Genomic DNA, 21745 nt, shown 5'->3' with positions numbered 1-21745 from the left:
ACGTCCTCCTATGAACGAAACAGCTTTGAGGCGGCCCTTATTCTCCGCTGGAATATTGAAACCAGAGCATCTTCACCGTGGCAAGTCACGCAACTTCAGATTGATCGCTTGTCGACAGATTAGTTGCGTCCGGAGTCGAGGCGTCTCGCCGGGCCGAGCCCATCCAGGCGACGACGAGATCATAGAAGACGCCGAGCACGATCGGGCCGAGGAATAGGCCGATCAGCCCATAGGAGAGTGTGCCGCCGATGACGCCGGCGAGAATGACGAGCATCGGCGTCTTCAGCCCGCGGGCGACCAGCATCGGCTTCAACACGTTGTCGATCAGCCCGATCAGCGCGAGGATCAGCGTCAGGCCGAGGGCGGCGCGGGTCTCCATAGACATCCACGCCCAGATGACGACCGGCAGGAGCACCGGGGCCGGGCCGATCTGGATGATGCAGAAGATGAGCACTGCGAAGGCGAGCACGCTCGCCCCAGGAATATCGAAGAGCGAGAAGGCGAGCCCGGCAAGCAGCGCCTGCAGCAAGGCCACGCCGATCACGCCGCGTGCGACATTGCGGATCGTCGCGCCGGCGAGATCGACGAAGCCGGCGCCGCGGTCGCCGGCGACCCGACGGGCGAAAATTTTCAGTCCTTCGCCGAGCCGCGGACCGGGGCGGAAGAGAAAGCCGGCGATGATGACCGAAACGATAAAGCCAATGAGGTCGACGCCGATGCGTGCGATCTTGCCAATTACCGTGCCGCCCGCCTGCAGCAGCGACGGCGCAAGACGCTGCAGCGTCGCTTCAAGATTGCCGGAGGCCTGGGTCCAGGCGGTGTGAAGCCATTCGCCGATCAGCGGCCAGTCGCGCACGGCATCCGGCGGCGCCGGCACCGCAAGTGTACCTGCCGCCAGCTTTCCGAGAAGCGCCTGTACGGCTTCGGCGAAGCTCAGCGCGATCGCCGCCAGCGGGCCGGCGATCACCATGAGCGCGAGGAGCGTGATTGCCGCCGCCGCAAGGCGCGGCCGACCGCCGAAGAGGGCGGTCAGCGCCTTGAAAAGCGGATAGAGCGCAACCGCGAGAATACCGGCCCAGACGGCGATGATCGCGAAGGGGGCGACGAGGGTCAGCGACAAGTAGGCGAAAAGCGCAAGCACCCCGAGCCGCAGGAATTCGGTGACCCGAGGCTCGATCGACGCCGGGCTGGCCGAGCCGCTTGCGCCGGCTTCCGCCTTGACCGGAGCTTGCACATCATCCATGGCGACTTCCCCACTGCATTTATCCTTAAATCGTACCCGATTTAAGGATAAAAACATGCAGTAATTCAAAGTGCTACAGCGTCCTTCGCACGTCTGATAAGACGCGCTGCGCCGTAGGGGCGAGAAACGCCCGCCGTCCGCGCGCCCCTGCAACGGTCGGCAAGTCCGCGTGATCCAGCTCTTTGAAGCGACGCAATTCCGGACGGAAAACCGTTGCACACTTTTCCTGGAATCGCTCTGACTTCAGTTCAGGACCGGATCAGGCGGCGAGGGGAGTGTACAGCGAGGGTCGGGTGGCGGGAAGATGCGCCCGGACACGCGCCGTCCGGAAGGCGAGCTTCAATCGCCGGGGGCTACGGCGCGCCTTCTGCATGTTTCTTCAAATCGTCGCCGACTTAAAGATGAAATCATGCCGCAATTCAAAGTGCTACAAGCGCCCCTGGCGTGCGTCTGAAAAGACGCGCGGCGCTGTAGTGGGGCGCGCAACGCTCATTTAAGCAGTTTGAATTTCTGGATCGATTGGCCCGGCCGGAGCGAAGGCGAACTCCCTTCCCCGGCACGGATTTTCCGCTATCGGGCGCGGGCGACCTTCTTCGGTCCCGGCAGCAGGCCCTCGCGCTGGAGCTTCTTGCGGGCCAGCTTGCGGGTACGGCGAACGGCTTCCGCCTTTTCGCGCGCACGCTTTTCGGACGGCTTTTCGTAGGCGCTACGCGCCTTCATTTCGCGGAAAACGCCTTCGCGCTGCATCTTCTTCTTCAAAACGCGAAGGGCTTGCTCGATATTGTTATCCCTGACGAGTACTTGCAAAGTCTGTCCTTCCTTTCAACGGCAGGTGCCGTGTTACGCGTTGCTCGAATGCGGTTTCGTCTGACGCGGAGAGGGGGCTCCCCGGTTCAAAATCCCGGACGGCACACCGCCTGGCGTCACCCGGAAAACGATTGGCTCAAGTGATTGTTTCACTTGGCTCCCTTTGTGCTCAACGGTTTGAGCCATGGTTTGCCGCTCACCGTCGCCGCCCCGTCGTCGTGGCGAACCGGCAAGTCCGTTTCGGAGGCATCGATGTCGCTCTCGAAGATGCGTCGGTCGAAGTTCTCGGTGCCGAAGCGGACGCGATACTGCGGCTCGCCGTATTCGGCCGCCGGTAGGGTTCCGACGATGCGGCATTTTCTATCGTCGCTTGCCGTCCGGGTGAGGTCGGCTCTGAGTACGACCGTGTCGCCAACACTGTAGCTGTTGCGGCTCATCGCCATCTCCTTTGCCGAGACCTTCCGGAGGCAAAACAAAAAGGCCGGGCATTACCCCGACCTCTTCCTGTCATTCGCTTGGCGCTGCTGCCAGTACATCCGTGGTCAGCGGCGGCGAATGACAAATTACGCAGCGCGCAGATTGTCCGCCGAGCTCTTGCCCGACTTGTTGTCGCGCACGATGTCGTAGCTGACCTTCTGGCCCTCGACGAGCGAGCGCATTCCGGCGCGTTCAACCGCGGAAACGTGCACGAACACATCCGTCGTGCCATCGTCGGGCTGGATGAAACCAAAACCCTTGGTGCTGTTGAACCATTTTACGGTGCCTGAATTCATAACGATTTCCTTTCAATCGTTGGAGTTTCCGGACGAATATTCATCCGATTTGATCGATATTTGAGAGGAAATCTGTCGAGCGCGTCGGCGCTGAGGCAAAGGTCACAAGCAATGTTCGACGGGTCATATATAGACGTTATTAGCGGATATGCAATGGACGGGCGGAAATTAATCGGGAAAGCAGGTTTTGGGTGACGCGGAAATACGATCGCGCCCGATGGGAACCCAAGATAATATTTCCGAGGACCATCGACACGCTGGCCGGCGTGTGCAGGCAGCGGTTTGGGAGCGGGGTGCAAACGAGCTAACCGGGCCGCCCGAGCACGTCGAGGAGCCAGACGAGACCGGTGTCCATCAACGCCGCCTTCGGCACAACCGCCTGGACGCTGGGGCTGCCGAGGCCCAGCGGCAGCTTTGTGGTGGCGACGGCGAAGCGCTCCGCATGCATCGCGACGAAGCGCTTCGGCAGAAAGCAGATCAGCTGCGTCTTGCTGACGAGATCGAGCGCCAGCAAAAAATTCGGCACGGCCAGGGCTACGCGGCGAGAGAGGCCGCGGCTTTCGAGCAGCTCGTCGACAATGCCCCGGGGGTCGCCTCTGGGGGCGACAAGCAGATGCTGCATGCGGCAATAGTTCTCGAGCGTCGGGTTTTCGAGGAAGGGATGGCCGCTCCGCGCTGCGACGACGAACTCTTCCTCGTAAAGCGGTTGCGCGGTGAAGCGGGCCGGCAGCTCGTAAAAAGGGGCGATCGCCACATCGATCAGCCGCCCATCGAGATCGGAAAGCGCCGTCTCCATTTGCATGTGACGCACGACGAGATCGATGCCCGGCGCGTTGCGGGCGATCTCGTCGAGCAGCGGCGGCAGGAAAACCGAGAAGCCATCGGCCGTGCCGATCGTGAAACGGCGACGGGCGCGCGCTGGATCGAAGGGCTCGGCCGTGGAGATGACGCTTCTCACCCGCGCGAGAATATCGGCTATCGGCGTCGCCAGTTCCTTGGCGCGATCGGTCGGCACTACGCCCTTCGGAGTCTTCAGGAAGAGCGGATCATTGAGCAGCCGCCGCAAGCGGCCGAGACCGTGGCTGACGGCCGAGGCGGAGAGGTTCAGCCTTTCGGCGGCGCGGCCGACATTCCCCTCGTCAAGCACTGTTTCGAAGAGCACCAGCAGGTTGAGGTCGGCGCGCGACAGGTCGATTTCATTCAGCATAATGCTGAAATCATATCACTTCATTCAGTATCCACAAAGTCGTAGGTCTTCGGGGAGGCCCCTGCGGTCTCCCAACCAACTGGAGGACGAAATGAGCGACTTCATCGGGTATATCGAAAGCTTGGCGCTCTGCAGCTTGCAGCCAGCGGAGGGGCAGGGCCAACCACCGGCGCGTTCCGATGCGGCCGTCAACGCGCGGCTGCGCGAAGCGCTCACCGGCGAGGCGCTTGTCGGCGAGGACAAGGCGGCGGCGGTCATCAACTTCTGGCGCGACGCGGGACCGACACGTTGGTTTGCAAAGGAGCCGGAGTTCGACCGCGCCTTTCGCGAGCGCTTCCTCGCGAGCCACGAGGCGGCGGCCCGCGGTGAATTCTTGAATTGGACGGTTTCGCCGGAGAAGGCGCTTGCGCTCCTTCTTCTCCTCGATCAATTCCCCCGCAACGCCTTTCGCGGCACGCCGCGCATGTATGAGACCGACGCCCTGGCGCTCGGCATCGCACGCGCCGCCGTGGACGCGGGTTACGATCTCAAGGGACCGGCCGACCTGCAGCTCTTCTTCTATCTTCCGTTCGGCCATTCGGAAGAGCTTGCCGACCAGGAGCGCTCCGTCGAACTTGCCCGCCGTCTCGGGGAGCCGAGCCTTTCCCACGCCATAGGCCACCGCGATATCGTCCGCCGCTTCGGCCGCTTCCCGCACCGGAACGGGATTCTCGGGCGGACGATGACGGAAGAGGAGCAACGGTTTCTCGACGCGGGTGGGTTTGCGGGGTGAGAGGGGGCGACGAGCGGACCCCTCCTGCATGTTTCCTTAAGTCGTAGCCGATTTAAGGATAAAAACGTGCAGCAATCCAAAGTGCTACAGCGTCCTTTGCGCGTCTGATAAGACGCGCGGCGCTGTAGTACAGGCCGAATCTCCTCCGACGACGTGAGCTTCGATGTCGTTGTTTTCAACGCAGCGAGCTACCGCATCTGAGGCAAGAAACAAAAATCCTCGGGTTACCCCGACTTCTTCCTGTCATTCGCTTGGCGCCGCTGCCTGTCCATCCGCAGTCAGCGGCGGCGTATGCTCCCCGATCAGCTCCCGGTAATGCGGAAAGATGTGATCCGCGGTGAGCGGGGCGAGCGCCACGCCGTCAATGTCGAACGGCGAAACCCATTCACTTCCTCGATTTCGGCCGCGGGGTGAAAGTGAAGCTGCTCCGTCCTAACGAGGAAGACATCCGCATGGACGCGGTGTCCCGGTTCATTGGAGGATTCGGCGCTGAAAGCACCCAGGACCTCGAAGGACGCGGGCTCGACGTCAAGGTCGATCTCTTCCCTGAGCTCCCGCGCCAAGGCCGCATCCGGCATTTCACCGAGGCCGATCTTTCCGCCCGGCTGCATGAAGGCGCTCGCCCCGCGCTTGCGCATGAGGAGCGTTTGCCCGTCGGGGCGGATCAGGAGGGCAGCGGCGATGTGGATGGTGGTCAAGTTGATTGCCTTGCTTTGCGGCGGCGGAGCGCTGAATCACAGATGGGACAATAGGGTTGGCGTTAAGCGAGACCAACTGCACTGGGGGCCCAAGGGGCGAGGGCGTCGCGTTTGCCGCGGCGGCAAGCAGTGATCGAATTCAAATCGTTGTTAAGCGTCTTGATCGGATTCTACCTATGGTGGAGAATTCGATTCTGCTGCTATAACTCGCTGCACGAGAATCAGTTTAATTAGGATTGAGCGATGCATCTGAGGACTTTGTCCATCGAAAACTTTCGCGCTATCGAGTCAATTGATGTTGAGTTTACGGAGCGTGTTAACGTTGTCGTTGGCCCGAATGCGGTTGGGAAGACTACAATTCTGGAGGCGATCCGTCTGCCCAAGGCAGTCTTGGCTCCGCGTACTCAAAACGAGTCTGCTCAAGCACTTATTTCTATGGGTGCGGTTTCTCCCCACAATCCTCAGCAACTTATTGCAGAGGCGATCGCTCGCGACCCCTTAAAGCCCGTAATAATCCGATGCGGCTACCAACTTAATGCCGATGAGATTGCAACAGTCGCCGATGGACAGCAGCAACTAGTAACTCGACTTATACGTTCGCGATTAAACGACAATCTTTCACCTGCAAATTTCGCAGCTTTTCTGTCCTCTCAGGCCGGGCAATCAACTTTGCAGGAGGCGAGCAAGGAAATTGCTCAAGGGCTGGAAAGACTCCAGGCAATGAGAGGCATTTGCCGGCTCGATTTGCTAATCGATTTTCGATCTTCGCAAATTTCCACACCGGACCCGACGGGCGCAGCGATCATCGCTTTCCTTGATGAGCGCTTGTCTCCTGAAGAGACGAAGTTTAGTTACTTTCCCGCTGACCGAGCTCTACCTCGCGGTGAACAGCCAATACAACTTGGAATACAAGACGCGGTTCAGCAGCTTGAAGCACACAATTCACAGCCGCAAAGTAAGTATAATCGCCTGAAGAACACGATTTTCAACGCGATAGTGGGTTCTGAATCAGGACGAAACGCGATCCGTGAAAACTTTGAACGGATCTTCTCCGGCGTGCTGAAAGGCCGTGAGTTAGTAGGAGCGGGCGTTAATCAGTACGGTCTGTTGACGATCAACGTGAGAGATTTGGAATCCGGACGCGTTTTCGACATTGATGCAATGAGCAGCGGCGAAAAGGGACTAATTCTCACATTTCTCTTGATTGAACGAACTCTCGCAAACGGCGGCGTCGCTCTACTTGATGAGCCAGAGCTGCATCTAAACCCAGCAGTTTGCAAAGATATTCTCGCCTTCATGGTAGATGCTTACGCGATCAGAAAAGATCTGCAAGTAATTCTGTGCTCCCATTCCCCAGAGATACTTGCTGGCACATTTGGGCGCGAGGAATGCGCGCTATTTCACCTGGTATCCGGTACTCTTCTAAGCCGCGTGCGGAGAAGTGATGGAGAGGCCGTCGCCGAAGCACTTCGCCAGTTGGGTACATCGGAGAGCGAGGGGCTTTTATACAAAGCGACGATTTTTGTTGAAGGGGAGCATGACGTTGAGCTGCTCGAGTTGGGCTTTGGCTCTATTTTGCGGCAACACAAACTGAAAGATCTGGGAGGCCGAACAGAGGTCGAAAAGCAAATCAGACAGCTTCAAGAAGCAGAGAAGTCCGGCGTGACGTTGACGCCCAGATATTTCATTTTTGATAAAGATGACGTGCCCACAAATTTGGAGAGTTCGAGCAACATCAAGGTATTGCAGTGGGATCGTCGTTGTCTTGAAAATTATCTTATCGACGTAGACATCTTGACCACCTTATTAAAGGATACGGATATTGTCAGGACACCGATTGCGAGTGAGGGCGAACTCAGCCGACTTCTAAAGCAACTCGCTTTGGGGCATCTGGATGATGCAGTCGTCAAAGAAGTCTATGACGGCATGGCGTACGAAAACCCGGGTCGACGGCCGCGCGAGACTAGCGGCAAAACCTTCGAAGAGGTTTCCGCTATTCTGTACGGTCGGCTCGAGCAGATTTCGCAGCAGATATCTGGTCTTCACCAGCGGGATTGGCAGGTGAAATTCGTCAGAATGTGCGAGGCGCGAAAGGCGGAACTGCTGCCGCTTTGGGACGCGGAATGGAAAGAGCGCTGTGATGGAAAGCGGCTTTTTCGGGAACTGCAGCAAAATATTTCTATGAAGATTCCGATGCGGAGTTTCAAGCGACGTATCATGGAGCGGATGCGCGGAGTCCCGACAACTGACAACTGGCGAGCAATCGAGGGGCTTCTCAAGCAATTGATTGCCTGATGGCTGGAATATGGCGCGACGTGCCGTACGTGTGAGCGGCCAAGGTAGGCGAGTCCGCTGTCACACCCCTGTAAAACACCGGCTCTATCCCTCGGCACCATCTTTCTCCCACCGAGGGCAATCCCATGAAAACGCTTCTCTCCGCCGTTGCCGCAGCGCTCGTCGCCGGCCTCATGTCCACCACGGCTTATGCCGAAAGCCTGGTGCTTTATACGAGTCAGCCGAATGAGGATGCGCAGGCGACGGTGGATGCGTTCGAGGCGGCTAACCCGGGCGTCGAGGTCGAGTGGGTGCGCGAGGGGACGACGAAGATCATGGCCAAGCTGATGGCCGAGATCGAGGCGGGCAATCCGGTGGCGGACGTGCTTCTGATCGCCGACACGGTGACGATGCAGCGGCTGAAGGAGGGCGGGCATCTGCTGCCTTACAAGTCGCCGGAGGCGGCGGGCTACGATGCCGCGCTCTATGATGCGGATGGAGCCTATTACTCGACCAAGATGATCACGACAGGCATCGTCTACAACACATCCGCCGCGATGAAGCCGGAAGGCTGGCAGGATCTCGTGAAGCCCGAGGCCAAGGGCCTCGTCACCATGCCGAGCCCGCTCACCTCTGGTGCTGCCCTGATCCATGCCGAGACGCTTGCCGGCATTCCCGGCCTCGGCTGGGACTATTACAAGGCGCTTGCCGAAAACGGCGCGACGGCCGCCGGCGGCAATGGCGGCGTGTTGAAGGCGGTCGCGACCGGCGAGAAGGCCTATGGCATGCTCGTCGATTTCATGGCGATCCGCGAGAAGGCCAAGGGCGCGCCGGTGGAGTTCGTCTTCCCGGCCGAAGGCGTTTCCGCCGTCACCGAGCCGGTCGGCATTCTGAACACCGCGAAGAACGTCGATGCCGCGAAGAAATTCGTCGACTTCCTTCTCTCCGAGGAAGGCCAGAAGGTGGCGGTGAAGATGGGCTATATCCCGGCCCGCAACGGCGTGGCGCTGCCGGAAGGCTATCCGGCCCGCGAGACGATCAAGGTGCTGCCGGTCGATGCCGCGGCGGCGGTCAAGAATTCCGAAGCGGACCTCAAGACCTTCTCCGGCATTTTCGGGACGAACTGATCGCCTCATGACGCGAGCGGACGAGATCGCCCGCAGCCGGAGCGCGAGCGCTCCGGTGGAAGCTGACGCGGAAGGCGGCTCCGGGCTGAAACTCCCGGAGCCGCCTCGGCGTCTGCTGTCGAGGGTGCGGCGTTTCGGCCCATTGCGGTTTTTCTTCGGCGGCGGGGAGGCGGCGGAAAGCCGGCCTCCCCAAACGGCTCCCGCAAAACTGCCCGGCGAACTGACGCGGACGTTGCGCGTCCAGTTGCCGGCGATGCCTTACGTCACGGAAGATAACTCCCTCAAGGCGATGCCGCCGCATGGCGCCGGGGCAGGGCGCGCCTTCCGCGCCCGCAAGCGGCGGGCGGCATCCGGCGGCGAGCCGGGCTGGCTGCTGCCCTTCGTGCTTTGTGCCGTGCTGCTGCTCTCCGTGTTGCCTCTCGCGCGCCTTGCCGGGGCGGGGGTGAGCGGGCTTGTGGACGGTGAGGCGGCGCGGCTGATCTTCGAGCCAGCCACCTTCGCGGCGCTCCGCAACACGCTCGTCACCGCCACCGGCGGCATGGCCGTCTCGCTTATCCTGGGTTCGCTCTTCGCCTTCGCGGTGGCGCTCACCGATACCAGGGGCAAGCTCACTTTAAGCTTCGCCTTCATGCTGCCGATGATGATCCCGCCGCAGGTGACGGCGCTTGCCTGGGTGGGAATGTCGGGGCCGGCGAGCCCGTTGCTCAAGACGCTGGGGCTGGCGCCGCCGCTCGGCAGCCCGCAGCCGCTCTATTCGCTTTCCGGCATCGCGCTTCTTTTGGGCGTGCAGCATGCGCCGCTCGTCTTCCTGGCGCTCAAGGCCGGGCTTGCGGCGAGCCCGCGCGACGGCATCGAGGCGGCACGGCTTGCGGGGGCGGGGCCGTTCCGGGTCTTCCGCGACATCGTGCTGCCGCTGGCAACTCCGGGGCTGATTGCCGGCGGGGCGATCGCCTTCGTCTCAGGCGTCGGCAATTTCGGCATTCCGGCGATCCTCGGCATTCCCGCCGGGATCGAGACGCTGCCGACGCTGATCTTCAGCCGGCTGGCGAGTTTCGGCGCCGCCACCTTCGGCGAGATCGCGCTGATCTCGACGCTGATCGCGGCGATCTCCGCCGGCGGTCTGCTGGTGCAGCAGCGGGCGCTTTCCGGCCGCGACTATCGCCTCATCGGCCATTCCGGCGCGCGCGCCGCCTTCGCGCTCGGGCGCTTGCGCATCGCTCTCGAAGCGCTGCTATGGGCCGCGCTGGCGCTGGTGCTGGTGGCGCCCCTTCTCGCGCTTATCGCAAGCTCGCTGGTGCCGGCCTATGGCGTGCCGGTCAATTTCAAGACGGTATCGCTCAGTGCCTATGGTGAAATCCTCTTCCGCCAGTCGATCACGCTGACGGCGCTCAAGAATTCGCTCTTCCTCGCCTCCGCCGCGGCGCTCGGCCTGCTGGTCGTCACCGTGCCGGCCGCCTATCTTCTGACTCGGCGGAAGGGCGTGCTTGCCAATCTCGTCGCCATCCTGATCGAGATCCCCTATGCGCTGCCCGGCATCGTGCTTGCCGTCGCCTTCATCCTCACCTTCGCCGCGCGGCTGCCGTTCGTCGGCGTTTCGCTCTACGGCACGATCTGGATCATTCTCGCCGCCTATTTCTCCTCCTTCCTCGCCGTCAGCCTGAAGCCTGTCATGAGCGCGTTTTTGCAGATGGACCCCTCGCTCGAGGAGGCGGCAAGACTTGCCGGTGCGGGTTTCTCCCGGCGGATGCGCGACGTGCTGCTGCCGCTGATCGCGCCGGCGGCCGGAGCTTCCGTCATCCTCGTCTTCCTGATCGCGGCGAACGAACTGACGGTCTCGGCGCTGCTCTGGTCGGCGGGCACGCAGACGCTCGGCGTCGCGATCTTCAATCTCGACGACAGCGGCTCGTCCGATCTCGCCTCGGCGCTCTCGGTGCTCGTCGTCCTCCTGGTGATCGCGCTGATGACGGCGCTCGAATTTTTCGCAAAGTACCTGCCGGAGGGCGTGCTGCCGTGGCGCAACTGATCCTCAATCACGTGACCAAGGATTTCGGAGGCGGCCGGCCGGCGGTGGCGGACGTCTCGCTGACGCTCCGCCGGCAGGCCTTCCTCGCACTCCTCGGCCCCTCGGGCTGCGGCAAGACGACGGTGCTCCGCATGATCGCCGGCTTCGAGCAGCCGACGGACGGCTCGATCTCCTATGGCGAGCGGCGGCTTTCGGATGCCGAACGCGCGCTGCCGCCGGAAAAGCGCAACATGGCGATGGTGTTCCAATCCTACGCGCTCTGGCCGCACATGACCGTCGCGCAGAATGTCGGCTATCCCTTGAAGGTGAGGGGCATTTCCGGTGCTCAATGGCGCAAGCTCGTGGGCGAGGCGCTGTCGCTGGTCAGGCTCACCGACCTTGCCGAACGGCGGCCTGCCGAGCTTTCCGGCGGCCAGCGCCAGCGGGTGGCGCTCGCCCGCTGCCTCGTCACGCAGCCGGATGTCGTGCTGCTCGACGAGCCGCTCGCCAATCTCGACCAGCATCTGAGGAAGGCGATGGAGGAGACGTTTCGCGCCTTCCACGAGCGCTCCGGCGCCACCATGGTCTATGTCACCCACGACCAGGCGGAGGCGATGGCGCTCGCGACCGACGTCGCGGTGATGTCGGAAGGCCGGCTTCTGCAGGTGGCGCCGCCGGCGGAGATCTATGCCAGGCCGGAGGGCCGCATCGTCGGCGGACTGATCGGCCGCGGCAGCATCCTCCGGCTGCCGCTGGCGGAGAGCGGCGAAAGGCAACTCGGCTGGCCGGTGCTGCGTGAGGCCCTTGGGTCGCGCGGTGCAGATGGTGCGAGCGGCGGGCTGCTTGCCGACGTGCCCCCTGCCGACATGCTGGTCAGGCCGGAACACGTCCACCGCGGCACGGACGGCATTCTGATGCGGGTCATGTCGTGCGTCTTCGAAGGCGAGCGCTTCGCGCTCGATCTTGCGCTTGGAGATGGCCAGCGGCTGAAGGCCTTCAGCAGCGTGGCGATCGCCGAAGGGCAGACGGTGCCCTTCGTGATCGCGAGCGGTTGGCGGCTTTGAAATTGGCGCTGGGCCTGCGCGTTCAGTGCGTCGGCCCCGCCACTCACCCGCCATCCCCGGGCCCAGCACGGGACAAGGGTGCCGGTGCGCCGGTGCCGTGAAGGCGGGGGACGATCTCCGCTGCGGGGTGCACAATTCCCCATCCGCCATCCTCGGGCTTGACCGAGGATCCATCGTCAATGGGTTTTGTCGGCGGCGCTTTTCAACGCCTTGTGTTTGGATCCTCGGGTCAAGCATGACGGAGTTGATAGGCTTGAACTCGACCGAGCGAACACGGAGGGCCAGCCGGCAAGGGAAAGATCAGACCGCGGAGGATGCGAGGGTTGGCGTCTCCGCCGCCTGAAGACAGACTCAAAAACAAAACCAGTTGCTTTTTGCAATCATTGTTGTCATAGTGCCATGGTGATCAACAAGGGAGGTGACAATGAAGCTCTATCAGGGCATTGGGCCGAACTCTTATCGGGTCCGCATCTTCATGGCCGAAAAGGGCATCACGCTGCCGATGGTGAACATCGATTTCTTCAAGGGCGAGCACAGGGCGCCGGACTTCCTCAAGCTCAATTCGCTCGGACAGATCCCGGTGCTGGAACTCGATGATGGCACGATCATCACCGAAAGCGTCGCGATCTGCCGATATCTCGAGGAGACGCATCCCGAGCCGCCGCTCTTCGGCACCGGCGCCGTCAGCCGTGCCAAGGTCGAGATGTGGAACCGGCGCGCGGAACTGGTGATCTTCGCCACGATCGGCAATGTCCCGCTCCATTCCGAAGAGTTCTTCAAGGACCGCCTGACGCAGTTTCCGGCCTTCGCGGAGACTGAGCGGCAGGCCGTGCCGAAGAAATGGGCCTGGCTCGATCGCGAGCTTGCCGACGGCCGGCCGTTCCTCGCCGGTGAGAATTTCTCGATCGCTGACATCACCGCCGGCGTCTGCGGCTGGCTGGGCGAGGCCTTCGGCATGGAAATCCCGGGAACGCTCGAAAACGTGAAGCGCTGGAATGAGCGGGTCAGGAGCCGGCCGAGCTGGAACGCGTAAGGCGGCGACGCCGCGCCCACAGCGAGCCTCCGGTTCGGCGATGGGCAACCCATCGCCGGTCGAGCGGACATAGCCCGCGAGCCTTGGCCGCTGCCGATACGCGCTCGCCATTTTTTTGAGGCCGGCCGCACGTAGCTGTGGACTCGCCTCGTTTTTGCCCTTCTTGCCTTCTCCGTGGCCTTTTTGAGTTCCTAAAATATGTGACTGATTCGCGCCCGCACCGCTTTCGTCGCAGTTTCCGGGGACGGACGAGACCCCACGAAACTGCCCAAGGAGAAGAGCCAATGACAGAGTACAAGAAGCCGATCATCACCGAGATGCGTCCGAAAATCACTGTCATCGGTGTCGGCGGCGGGGGCGGCAACGCTATCAACAACATGATTGCCGAGAACCTGCAGGGCGTCGATTTCATCGCCGCCAATACCGACGCGCAGGCGCTTTCGATGTCAAAGGCGGAGCGGCGCATCCAGCTCGGCGCCGCCGTCACGGAGGGTCTCGGTGCCGGTTCGCTGCCGGATATCGGCAATGCGGCGGCGCAGGAGTCGATCGACGAGATCATGGATCACTTAGGCGGCACGCATATGTGCTTCGTCACGGCCGGCATGGGCGGCGGCACCGGTACCGGGGCGGCGCCGGTGATTGCGGAGGCTGCGCGGCGGGCCGGCATCCTGACGGTCGCGGTCGTTACCAAGCCTTTCAGCTTCGAAGGCAAGCGGCGCATGCAGACGGCGGAGATGGGCATCGATCGGCTGCGTGAGAGCGCCGACACCGTCATCGTCATCCCCAACCAGAACCTCTTCCGTATCGCCGACGCCAAGACCACCTTTGCCGACGCCTTCATGATCGCCGATCGGGTGCTCTATTCGGGCGTCAGCTGCATTACCGACCTGATCGTCAAGGAAGGCTTGATGAACCTCGACTTCGCCGACGTGAAGACGGTGATGAAGGGCATGGGCCGGGCGATGATGGGAACGGGCGAGGCGACCGGCGAGAGCCGCGCGATGATGGCGGCGGAAGCGGCGATCGCCAATCCGCTGCTTGACGAAGTCTCGATGCGTGGCGCCAAGGGCGTGCTGGTCTCGATCTCCGGCGGCATGGACATGACGCTGTTCGAGGTCGACGAGGCGGCAACCCGCATCCGCGAGGAGGTCTATGACGAGGCCGACATCGTCGTCGGCGCGATCTTCGACCGCACGCTCGACGGCACCTTCCGCGTCTCGGTGGTGGCAACGGGTCTCGACAGCCCGCGCACGACCGGCGACATTCAGGGACAGCCCGAGTTGGCCAACGGCCAGCCGGCACAGGTTCCATCGCGCACGCTGCAATAGTTCTTTGACGCAATTCCGGAGGGGAAACCGCTACACACTTTCCTGGAATTGCTCAGGCGGGGGAGCCGGAGAAGCAGCGGCAAAAGGCGAGCCTTCTCGCGCTGCAAGCTTCTCCGGCACTGTCTTTTCGGACAGTCCGGACGGCGAACCGCTTTACACTTCGCCTACAAATGCTTTTATCCCGGCAATCCGGCCCGCTCGAGGTCGGTGGCGAAGCGGTCGATGAAGTGTTCCGGCATGGCCGGAATGCCGCCGAAATAGAATTCGGCGCGCGCCTTTTCGAGCGTCATCTCCGGCCGGAATTTTAGAAGCTCGGTGAGCGCCGCAGGTGCCGCCCCGGCGTTGCCTTGGGCGCCGAGGACGGCCGTCAACACCATTGCCGGCCAGAATGTGGTGTTTTCCTGCCTGAGCGACGCGCGGGCGGCGGCTTCGGCCTCCGTGAGCCGGCCCGACTGGTAATGCGCGATCGCAAGCATGTTGTAGAAAGTCCAGAGATGCGGATCGCGCGGGCTCAGCCGGAACGCCTCGTTGATTTCGGCGATGCCCTCCTCGGGGCGCTCGACGTAGCAAAGGGCTTGACCGAGGGCGAAGTGGCCTTGCGCAAAACTCGCGTCGAGTTCGAGCCCATTGCCCAGATATCTGATGCCGCGTTCCGGCTGGCCGCGCAGCGCCAACGCCCGGCCAAGCGCGAGATGGGCAGCGGGCTCCCGGCTGTCGAGCGCGATCGCCCGCTCCGCGAGCCGGATGGCATCGGCGATCCTTGCACCCCGCTCCTCTAGGGCGCCGTACCAGCCGAGCTGGATATGGACATAGGCGAGCCGCGCATAGGCCTGCGCGAATGCCGGATCGACGCTGGTTGCGCGTTCGAAGAGGTCCTTTGCTATCCTCAGGTCGTCGAGGTTGAACTTATAGAGGTGCCAGAGACCTTTCAGGTAGATGTCCCAGGCATCCATGTCGGCGGCCGTCTGCCCGCGCAGCGCGGCAAATTCGATCATGCCGAGCTCGGGCCCGACCGTTCCGGTGATCTCGCCGGCGATCTCGTCCTGGAGCACAAAGAGGTCGTCGAGTGTCCGGTCGTAGCGCTCCGCCCAGAGAAGGGTGGCGCTCTCCGCGCGCAGAAGCTGGGCGGTGATGCGGATGCGGTCTCCGGACCGCCGGACGCTGCCTTCGATCACGTATTTGACGCCGAGGTCTTCGGCTGCGTTCCGGACATCGACGGGCTTGCCCTTGTAGGCGAAGGAGGAGTTGCGGGCGACGACCTGCAGCCAGCGGCAGCGCGCGAGCGTGTGGATGAGCTCTTCAGTGAAGCCGTCGGCAAAATGCTCCTGTTCGTCGACGCTCGACAGGTTGATGAAAGGCAGTACGGCGATCGACGGCCGCTTGCGGTCGGGCAGGGTGCGAGCGGACGGGGGCCGGTCGGACCGCGCCTGTCTGTCGGCTCCAGCCGTCGTCGGGGTCTCGGACGCTTCGTCCGGCGTCCAGCGCCAGGCGCGAACGGCGTGGCGAATGTCGGCGAGCGTGCAGCGGCCGAGATCAGTCAAGGGGAGGTCGAGCTTTGCTCCGATATGGTCGTGGACCTGTTGCGACAGGCAGATACCGCCCGGCGGGGCGATTTCCTGAAGCCGCGTGGCGACGATGACGCCGTCGCCATGGATGCCATCATCGTCGATTATGACGTCACCAAGATGAATGCCAATGCGTAAGTGCATGTGGCGGTCGGGGGCCACCGTCTCGTTGCGCCGGAGCATTGCCTGCTGGATCTCGAGCGCTGAGGCGACCGCCTCGACGACACTCGAGAACTCGGCGAGCAGGCCGTCGCCGATATACCTGACGACCCGCCCGCCGTGTCCGGCAATGGCGGGAAGAATGACTTCCGTCTGGTGGGCCTTCAGCGCCGCGAACGTGCCGGCCTCGTCGTGCCGCATCATCCGGCTGTAGCCGGAAAAGTCCGCATCGAGGATTGCTGCCAGCCGCCGCTTCATGCGCTCCGTCTCCTACAGCGCACTTGCGTCCGTTCAGGCGCTCGAAGGCCGCTGTAGCATTTAGATCGCCCCCAAAATTTAGGGAGACTTGCTGTGGAAGAGTAACAATCGCAGCATCGGGAGTCCATGAAGGCAGGCGCTGCTACGGAGCTTGTTCGATCAGCGACGGCGCAAAGCATGTGAGGAACCGGGCGATAGCGCAGTTCAACGCCCGCCTGCCGGTGTCACACGCCAGATTGTGTTGCCGACGTCGTCGGCGACCAGTAGGGCGCCTTTCCTGTCGATCGCCACGCCGACCGGGCGCCCCGCCGCCTTGTCGTCCCTGTCGATGAAACCGGTCAGCACGTCCTTCGGCGGGCCAGCGGGCTTGCCATTGCGGAAGGGTACGAAGATCACCTTGTAGCCGCTGCGCACGCTGCGGTTCCACGAGCCGTGCTGACCGACAAAGGCGCCGTTGCTGTAGTCCGGCCCGAGCCGCGCGCCGTTGGCGAATGTCAGCCCCAGCGAGGCGGTGTGGGCGCCGAGCGCATAGTCGGGCTTGATCGCCTTCTCGACAAGGTCCGGGCGCGGTGGCTTCACGCGCTCGTCGACATTCTGGCCGAAATAGCTGTAGGGCCACCCGTAAAAGCCGCCGGCACGCACGGAAGTCATGTAATCCGGCACGAGGTCGTCACCGAGCTCGTCGCGCTCGTTGACCGCGACCCAGAGCCTGCCGTCGTCCGGGTTCCACGAAAGCCCGTTCGGGTTCCTGAGGCCCGAGGCGAAGACGCGAGCGCGGCGGCTCGCAAGATCGACCTCCAGAACGGCGGCGCGGTTTCGCTCTGCCTCGATGCCGTTCTCGCCGACATTGCTGTTCGATCCGACGGTGACGTAGAGCTTGCGGCCGTCGCGGCTGGCGATGACGTCCTTGGTCCAGTGATGGTTGAGGTTGCCCGCGGGCAGGTCGATGATCTTCTCGGGCGCCGCTCTCATCCGGGCCTGGCCCTCGGAATAGGGAAAGGCGACGACGGCATCGGTGTTGGCGACGTAAAGTCTGCCTTTCGAAAGTGTCATCCCGAAGGGTGAGTTGAGACCCTCGATGAAGGTACTGCGCTTGTCGGCGACACCGTCGCCGTTGGTATCACGCAGGAGCGTGATGCGGTTGGCGCTCTCGGTGGCGGCGCCAGCCCGCTTCTGGGCCTGGTCCGTGAAGACCTTCTTGATGCTGAAATATTCGTCGTGTTTGGCGGGAGCATTGCTTTCGGCGACCAGCACGTCGCCGTTCGGCAGGACATGCAGCCAGCGCGGATGGTCAAGGTCGCCGGCAAAGGCGTTCACCTTCAGCCCGCGTGCTGCCTTCGGCTTCGCGCCATTCGGCCAGCCCTTGGCTTCCGCGATGTTGACCGTCGGGATCAGCGTGCGGCTGGGCGCCGGCAGTTTTGGGTGGGGACCGTAGCCACCGCTCTGCTCCACGCGTCCTTGTGCCGAAACGCCGGCGCAAGCCGTGACGAGCGCACCATTGAGGACGATAACTGCAATTCTAAGCGAACCGATTTTCATCTTGCGTCCTCCAAACGGGGTAAACTCACACCTCGGAATAAGACAAAATGCCGCTCCCCATTATTCCTCACCTCATTCCTAATAGCGGCGCCCGGCCATCGTTCCCTGCAATCTTTGCGTGGGGCGCGATTGAGGAGTATTCTTCGATGCCTGGGCGAAAAAGCCTATGTTTTCGGGAGGAAAAGATGAAACGCAGAACCCAGTTCGGGGGGAGGACGTCGCGTCGCAAATTCCTGAGCGGCGCAGCAATGGCCGGGGCGGCAATGGTGGCTGCGCCGAGTGTCGTCAAGGCACAGGGGCCGGTGAACATGCGCTGGCAGAGCACCTGGCCTTCGAAGGACATCTTTCACGAATTCGCACTCGATTTCGCCAAGAAGGTCAACGACATGACCGGCGGCGACCTCAAGATCGAGGTGCTGCCGGCGGGCGCCGTTGTGCCGGCATTCGGCCTGCTCGATGCCGTCTCGGAAGGGACGCTCGATGGCGGCCACGGCGTACTCGTGTATCACTACGGCAAGCAGACCGCGCTCGCACTCTGGGGCTCCGGCCCGGGCTTCGCCATGGATGCCAACATGCTGCTCGCCTGGCACAAATACGGTGGCGGCAAGGAATTGCTGGCAAAGCTTTATGAATCGATCGGCGCCAATGTCGTATCGTTCCCCTATGGGCCGATGCCGACACAGCCGCTCGGCTGGTTCAAGAAGCCGGTGTCGAAGGCCGAGGACTTGCAGGGTCTGAAGTTCCGCACGGTCGGCATCTCGATCGACGTTTTCACCGGTCTCGGTGCGGCCGTCAACGCGTTGCCGGGCGGCGAAATCGTCGCGGCACTCGACCGTGGCCTGCTCGACGCCGCGGAGTTCAACAATGCCTCGTCCGACCGCGTGCTGGGTTTCCCCGACGTCTCGAAGGTCTGCATGCTGCAGAGCTACCACCAGAATGCCGAGCAATTCGAGATCCTGTTCAACAAGCCGAAATACGAGGGACTGCCCGACCAGATGAAGGCGATCATCACCAACGCGGTCGAGGCGGCGTCACAGGACATGGCCTGGAAGGCGATCGACCGCTATTCGCAGGACTATGTGGCGATGCAGACCACCGACAAGGTCAAGTTCTACAAGACACCGGATGCGATCCTCAAAAAGCAACTGGAAGTTTATGACGAGGTGGTGAAAAAGAAGGCCGGAGAAAACCCGCTGTTCAGGGAGATCCTGCAATCACAGATCGCTTTCGCCGAGCGGGCAACGCGATGGGAACAGGACACCGTCGTCGGCCGGCGGATGGCGTTCGACCACTATTTCGGCCAGGAGGGTGTGGCCAAGGAGCTTTAGTTTGAGAGGGTCTTGGGCTTCCAGGCCCAAGACCGCAACGTCACCGATTGCAAATTGCAATAAGAGAGAGCGGTGATGCGGCCACGGCTGCGTCTGCCGCCGCCGTGGGAGGCGCGGGGTGAACGTTCAGCATATTCTCCTGAGAATAGATGCGATCAGCGTCTGGATCGGCAAGGCTTCCGCCTGGCTGATCATCGGCCTGATGACGCTCGTCTGCGTCGAGGTCGTCAAGCGCTACATCCTCAACATGCCGACGGCATGGATCTTCGACGCCAGCAATATGTTTTACGGCACGTTGTTCATGCTTGCCGGCGCCTATGCGCTGGCGCAGAACGCCCATGTGCGCGGCGATTTTCTCTATAGTTCGCTTAGGCCCCGCACGCAGGCAGTGCTCGACCTCTTGCTTTACATCCTGTTCTTCCTGCCCGGCGTCGCCGCCCTGATCTATGCCGGCTACGACTACGCGGCGCTCTCCTGGCGGATCGGCGAGCATTCGACCGTGACGGCGGAGGGGCCGCCGATCTACTATTTCAAGACGGTCATCCCAATCGCGGGCGCGCTGGTGATGCTGCAGGGGCTTGGCGAGATCGCGCGATGCGTCCTTTGTATCAGGACCGGGGAGTGGCCGGAGCGGCTGCGTGACGTCGAGGAGATCGACGTGGTCGCCGAGCAGCTCGCGCACAGCGAATATGTCGATCTGGAAGCCCGCGAAGCGGCGATCGAGCGGGCGCAAAACATCGAAAAGGCGGCCCGGCAACGGGGAATGGGGGGAGAGGTCGAACCGTGAGCGATCAGTTCCTCGGACTGACGATGCTGGTGCTCATCGTCGTCGTCATCATCATGGGCTTTCCGACCGCCTTCACGCTGATGGGGCTCGGCATGCTGTTCGGCTTCTACGCCTTCTACAATCCGGCCGAGCACTGGATCGACAACCGCGTCTTCGACCTGATGGTCCAGCGGACCTATGGGGCGATGACCAACGACGTGCTGATCTCTATCCCGCTCTTCGTGCTGATGGGCTATGTGATGGAGCGCGGCGCGCTGGTCGACAAGATGTTCTACAGCATCCAGCTTTCGTTCCGGCGGGTGCCGGCGTCGCTCGCCGTCGCGACGCTGATCGTCTGCACCTTCTGGGGCATCGCCAGCGGTCTCGTCGGCGCCGTGGTAGTGCTGATGGGCGTGATCGCCATGAGCCCGATGCTGCGCGCCGGCTACGACGTCAAGCTTGCCTCCGGGGTGATCACCGCGGGCGGCACGCTCGGGATCCTCATCCCGCCGTCGGTGATGATCATCGTCTATGCGGCGGTGGCGGGGCAGTCTGTCGTCAAGCTCTATGCCGCCACGATGTTGCCGGGCTTCTTCCTGTCGTTCCTCTATCTCGCTTATATACTCGGCTGGGCGGCGATCAATCCGAAGATCGCGCCGACGCTACCCGAGGAGCAGACGCGGGTTCCGGTGTCTGCCTGGATGCCCAAACTGCAGGCCGCCTATTCGCCAAACATGCTGGCCGGGCTTTTCCGCGCACTGGTCTCGCCGGCGAAGGCGCTGGCGCTGGAGACCGGCGAGGGGCGACTGACCTATTGGCGGCTCGTCAAGAACTTCGCGGCGGCGCTCGTGCCATTCTCGCTGACTGCCTTCACCCTCGCGCTGGTATGGTGGTATGCCGTCATCCATCCGCAGGCCACGGCCGAGGCGGAAGCGCCGGAGGGGCTGGAGCAGTTGGGCGCGCCCGCCGCCGATAGCGGACCGGCGGTCGTCAACGGGCCGACGACTGCCTTCTATGTGTCCTTCGGTATCACCGCAGCCATCGCTGCCCTGGTCCTCATCCGCTACTATCGCAACATGAGCGCGGAGCGGCTTCAGGTGATGAAGCTGCTCGCCTCCTCCGTCATGCCGCTCGGCATTCTCACCGTCGTCGTGCTCGCCGTCATCCTGTTCGGCATCACGACCGCAACCGAGTCCGCGGCGGTCGGCGCCGCCGGCGCCTTCCTGCTTGCCTTCCAGGCCCGCACACTCAACTGGCAACGCACCAAGGAGGCGGTGTTCCTGACTGCGAAGACCACGGCCATGGTGTGCTGGCTCTTCGTAGGCTCAGCACTCTTCTCCGCCGTCTTCGCCATCCTCGGCGGGCAGGCGCTGATCGAGCAATGGGTGCTCGCGCTCGATCTCACGCCCCATCAGTTCATGTTCCTGTCGCAGGCGATCATCTTCCTTCTCGGCTGGCCGCTCGAATGGACCGAGATCATCATCATCTTCGTGCCGATCTTCCTGCCGATGCTGAGGCACTTCGACATCGACCCGGTGCTCTGGGGCGTTCTCGTCTTCGTCAACCTGCAGGCGGCCTTCCTGTCGCCGCCGGTGGCGATGTCGGCCTACTATCTCAAAGGCGTTTCGCCGCCGCATGTCACCCTGAACCAGATCTTTGCCGGCATGATGCCCTACATGCTGATCGTCATCCTTTGCATGATCATCATGTATCTCTGGCCCGGCATGACGCTCTGGCTGCCGGAATATCTCTACGGTTGAGCGCGGGTGGCGTTTCGGCCTGCGCTACTGTAGTGAGAAAAT

At 62.5% G+C, this 21745-nt stretch carries 18 protein-coding genes; 10 read left to right on the top strand and 8 right to left on the bottom strand.

Annotated elements, in window-relative coordinates:
• Positions 1-85 precede the first annotated feature (85 nt).
• The 5 genes from QA637_RS10110 to QA637_RS10090 form a co-directional block, all read right to left on the bottom strand.
• Entirely contained in the window at positions 86-1243 is a 1158-nt protein-coding gene (locus QA637_RS10110) for an AI-2E family transporter (protein ID WP_234887017.1), read from the bottom strand.
• A 570-nt stretch (positions 1244-1813) separates the two neighbouring features.
• On the bottom strand, positions 1814-2050 hold the full coding sequence (gene rpsU, locus QA637_RS10105) for a 30S ribosomal protein S21 (RefSeq protein WP_153441407.1): 237 nt from the start codon (positions 2048-2050) through the stop codon (positions 1814-1816).
• 149 nt (positions 2051-2199) lie between these two features.
• Entirely contained in the window at positions 2200-2487 is a 288-nt protein-coding gene (locus tag QA637_RS10100) for a cold-shock protein (protein WP_283061313.1), read from the bottom strand.
• 126 nt (positions 2488-2613) lie between these two features.
• Positions 2614-2823 (bottom strand): cold-shock protein, encoded by a 210-nt coding sequence (locus QA637_RS10095; protein ID WP_153441409.1) that lies wholly within the window; start codon positions 2821-2823, stop codon positions 2614-2616.
• 304 nt (positions 2824-3127) lie between these two features.
• A complete protein-coding gene (locus QA637_RS10090; protein ID WP_153441410.1) occupies positions 3128-4030 on the bottom strand; it encodes a LysR family transcriptional regulator in 903 nt (300 codons plus the stop codon).
• A gap of 91 nt (positions 4031-4121) precedes the next feature.
• Between QA637_RS10090 and QA637_RS10085 the strand changes: the two genes are divergently transcribed.
• Positions 4122-4802, top strand: a complete 681-nt coding sequence (locus QA637_RS10085; protein WP_153441411.1) for a DUF924 family protein — start codon at positions 4122-4124, stop codon at positions 4800-4802.
• Positions 4803-5104: 302 nt separating this feature from the next.
• Here QA637_RS10085 and QA637_RS10080 read toward each other — a convergent pair whose 3' ends face one another.
• Positions 5105-5500 carry an NUDIX hydrolase gene (locus tag QA637_RS10080; protein ID WP_234887018.1) on the bottom strand — a complete coding sequence of 132 codons (396 nt, stop codon included), beginning with the start codon at positions 5498-5500 and terminating at the stop codon, positions 5105-5107.
• Positions 5501-5743: 243 nt separating this feature from the next.
• Here QA637_RS10080 and QA637_RS10075 point away from each other — a divergent pair, with 243 nt between their 5' ends.
• From QA637_RS10075 to ftsZ, 6 genes are all read left to right on the top strand, one after another.
• Positions 5744-7795: an AAA family ATPase gene (locus tag QA637_RS10075; protein ID WP_153441412.1), complete on the top strand. Its 2052-nt coding sequence runs from the start codon at positions 5744-5746 to the stop codon at positions 7793-7795.
• Positions 7796-7920: 125 nt separating this feature from the next.
• Entirely contained in the window at positions 7921-8901 is a 981-nt protein-coding gene (locus QA637_RS10070) for an ABC transporter substrate-binding protein (protein WP_153441413.1), read from the top strand.
• Between the two features lie 7 nt (positions 8902-8908).
• Entirely contained in the window at positions 8909-10924 is a 2016-nt protein-coding gene (locus QA637_RS10065) for an ABC transporter permease (protein ID WP_153441414.1), read from the top strand.
• On the top strand, positions 10912-11967 hold the full coding sequence (locus tag QA637_RS10060; protein WP_184108552.1) for an ABC transporter ATP-binding protein: 1056 nt from the start codon (positions 10912-10914) through the stop codon (positions 11965-11967). Before QA637_RS10065 ends, QA637_RS10060 begins: the two co-directional genes overlap by 13 nt.
• 424 nt (positions 11968-12391) lie before the next feature.
• Complete coding sequence (locus QA637_RS10055; RefSeq protein ID WP_153441415.1) at positions 12392-13000, top strand: glutathione S-transferase family protein; 609 nt, start codon at positions 12392-12394, stop codon at positions 12998-13000.
• 284 nt (positions 13001-13284) lie between these two features.
• The gene (gene ftsZ, locus QA637_RS10050) at positions 13285-14328 is read left to right on the top strand and encodes a cell division protein FtsZ (protein ID WP_153441416.1); all 1044 of its coding nucleotides are present in this window, start codon (positions 13285-13287) and stop codon (positions 14326-14328) included.
• A gap of 176 nt (positions 14329-14504) precedes the next feature.
• Here the strand turns inward: ftsZ and QA637_RS10045 are convergent, their stop codons facing one another.
• Both QA637_RS10045 and QA637_RS10040 read right to left on the bottom strand, forming a co-directional pair.
• Positions 14505-16310 carry an adenylate/guanylate cyclase domain-containing protein gene (locus QA637_RS10045; protein WP_283061307.1) on the bottom strand — a complete coding sequence of 602 codons (1806 nt, stop codon included), beginning with the start codon at positions 16308-16310 and terminating at the stop codon, positions 14505-14507.
• Positions 16311-16514: 204 nt separating this feature from the next.
• Entirely contained in the window at positions 16515-17849 is a 1335-nt protein-coding gene (locus QA637_RS10040; protein WP_153441418.1) for a PQQ-dependent sugar dehydrogenase, read from the bottom strand.
• Positions 17850-18034: 185 nt separating this feature from the next.
• Between QA637_RS10040 and QA637_RS10035 the strand changes: the two genes are divergently transcribed.
• The 3 genes from QA637_RS10035 to QA637_RS10025 all read left to right on the top strand — a co-directional run bounded on the left by QA637_RS10035 (position 18035) and on the right by QA637_RS10025 (position 21703).
• A complete protein-coding gene (locus QA637_RS10035) occupies positions 18035-19177 on the top strand; it encodes a TRAP transporter substrate-binding protein (RefSeq protein WP_153441419.1) in 1143 nt (380 codons plus the stop codon).
• Between the two features lie 118 nt (positions 19178-19295).
• Complete coding sequence (locus QA637_RS10030) at positions 19296-19964, top strand: TRAP transporter small permease subunit (RefSeq protein WP_184108553.1); 669 nt, start codon at positions 19296-19298, stop codon at positions 19962-19964.
• Positions 19961-21703, top strand: coding sequence for a TRAP transporter large permease (locus tag QA637_RS10025; RefSeq protein ID WP_184108554.1), 1743 nt, complete (start codon positions 19961-19963; stop codon positions 21701-21703). Before QA637_RS10030 ends, QA637_RS10025 begins: the two co-directional genes overlap by 4 nt.
• Positions 21704-21745 lie beyond the last annotated feature (42 nt).

Source organism: Sinorhizobium terangae (genome assembly GCF_029714365.1).
GTDB classification, from domain to species: domain Bacteria; phylum Pseudomonadota; class Alphaproteobacteria; order Rhizobiales; family Rhizobiaceae; genus Sinorhizobium; species Sinorhizobium terangae.
This window is presented reverse-complemented; position numbering and strand designations above follow the sequence as displayed.

Coding starts and splice junctions, on each gene's coding strand:
- QA637_RS10110 (WP_234887017.1), bottom strand. CDS start 1,243: ATGGATGATGTGCAAGCTCCGGTCAAGGCGGAAGCCGGCGCAAGCGGC.
- QA637_RS10100 (WP_283061313.1), bottom strand. CDS start 2,487: ATGAGCCGCAACAGCTACAGTGTTGGCGACACGGTCGTACTCAGAGCC.
- QA637_RS10095 (WP_153441409.1), bottom strand. CDS start 2,823: ATGAATTCAGGCACCGTAAAATGGTTCAACAGCACCAAGGGTTTTGGT.
- QA637_RS10090 (WP_153441410.1), bottom strand. CDS start 4,030: ATGCTGAATGAAATCGACCTGTCGCGCGCCGACCTCAACCTGCTGGTG.
- QA637_RS10085 (WP_153441411.1), top strand. CDS start 4,122: ATGAGCGACTTCATCGGGTATATCGAAAGCTTGGCGCTCTGCAGCTTG.
- QA637_RS10075 (WP_153441412.1), top strand. CDS start 5,744: ATGCATCTGAGGACTTTGTCCATCGAAAACTTTCGCGCTATCGAGTCA.
- QA637_RS10070 (WP_153441413.1), top strand. CDS start 7,921: ATGAAAACGCTTCTCTCCGCCGTTGCCGCAGCGCTCGTCGCCGGCCTC.
- QA637_RS10065 (WP_153441414.1), top strand. CDS start 8,909: ATGACGCGAGCGGACGAGATCGCCCGCAGCCGGAGCGCGAGCGCTCCG.
- QA637_RS10055 (WP_153441415.1), top strand. CDS start 12,392: ATGAAGCTCTATCAGGGCATTGGGCCGAACTCTTATCGGGTCCGCATC.
- ftsZ (WP_153441416.1), top strand. CDS start 13,285: ATGACAGAGTACAAGAAGCCGATCATCACCGAGATGCGTCCGAAAATC.
- QA637_RS10045 (WP_283061307.1), bottom strand. CDS start 16,310: ATGAAGCGGCGGCTGGCAGCAATCCTCGATGCGGACTTTTCCGGCTAC.
- QA637_RS10040 (WP_153441418.1), bottom strand. CDS start 17,849: ATGAAAATCGGTTCGCTTAGAATTGCAGTTATCGTCCTCAATGGTGCG.
- QA637_RS10035 (WP_153441419.1), top strand. CDS start 18,035: ATGAAACGCAGAACCCAGTTCGGGGGGAGGACGTCGCGTCGCAAATTC.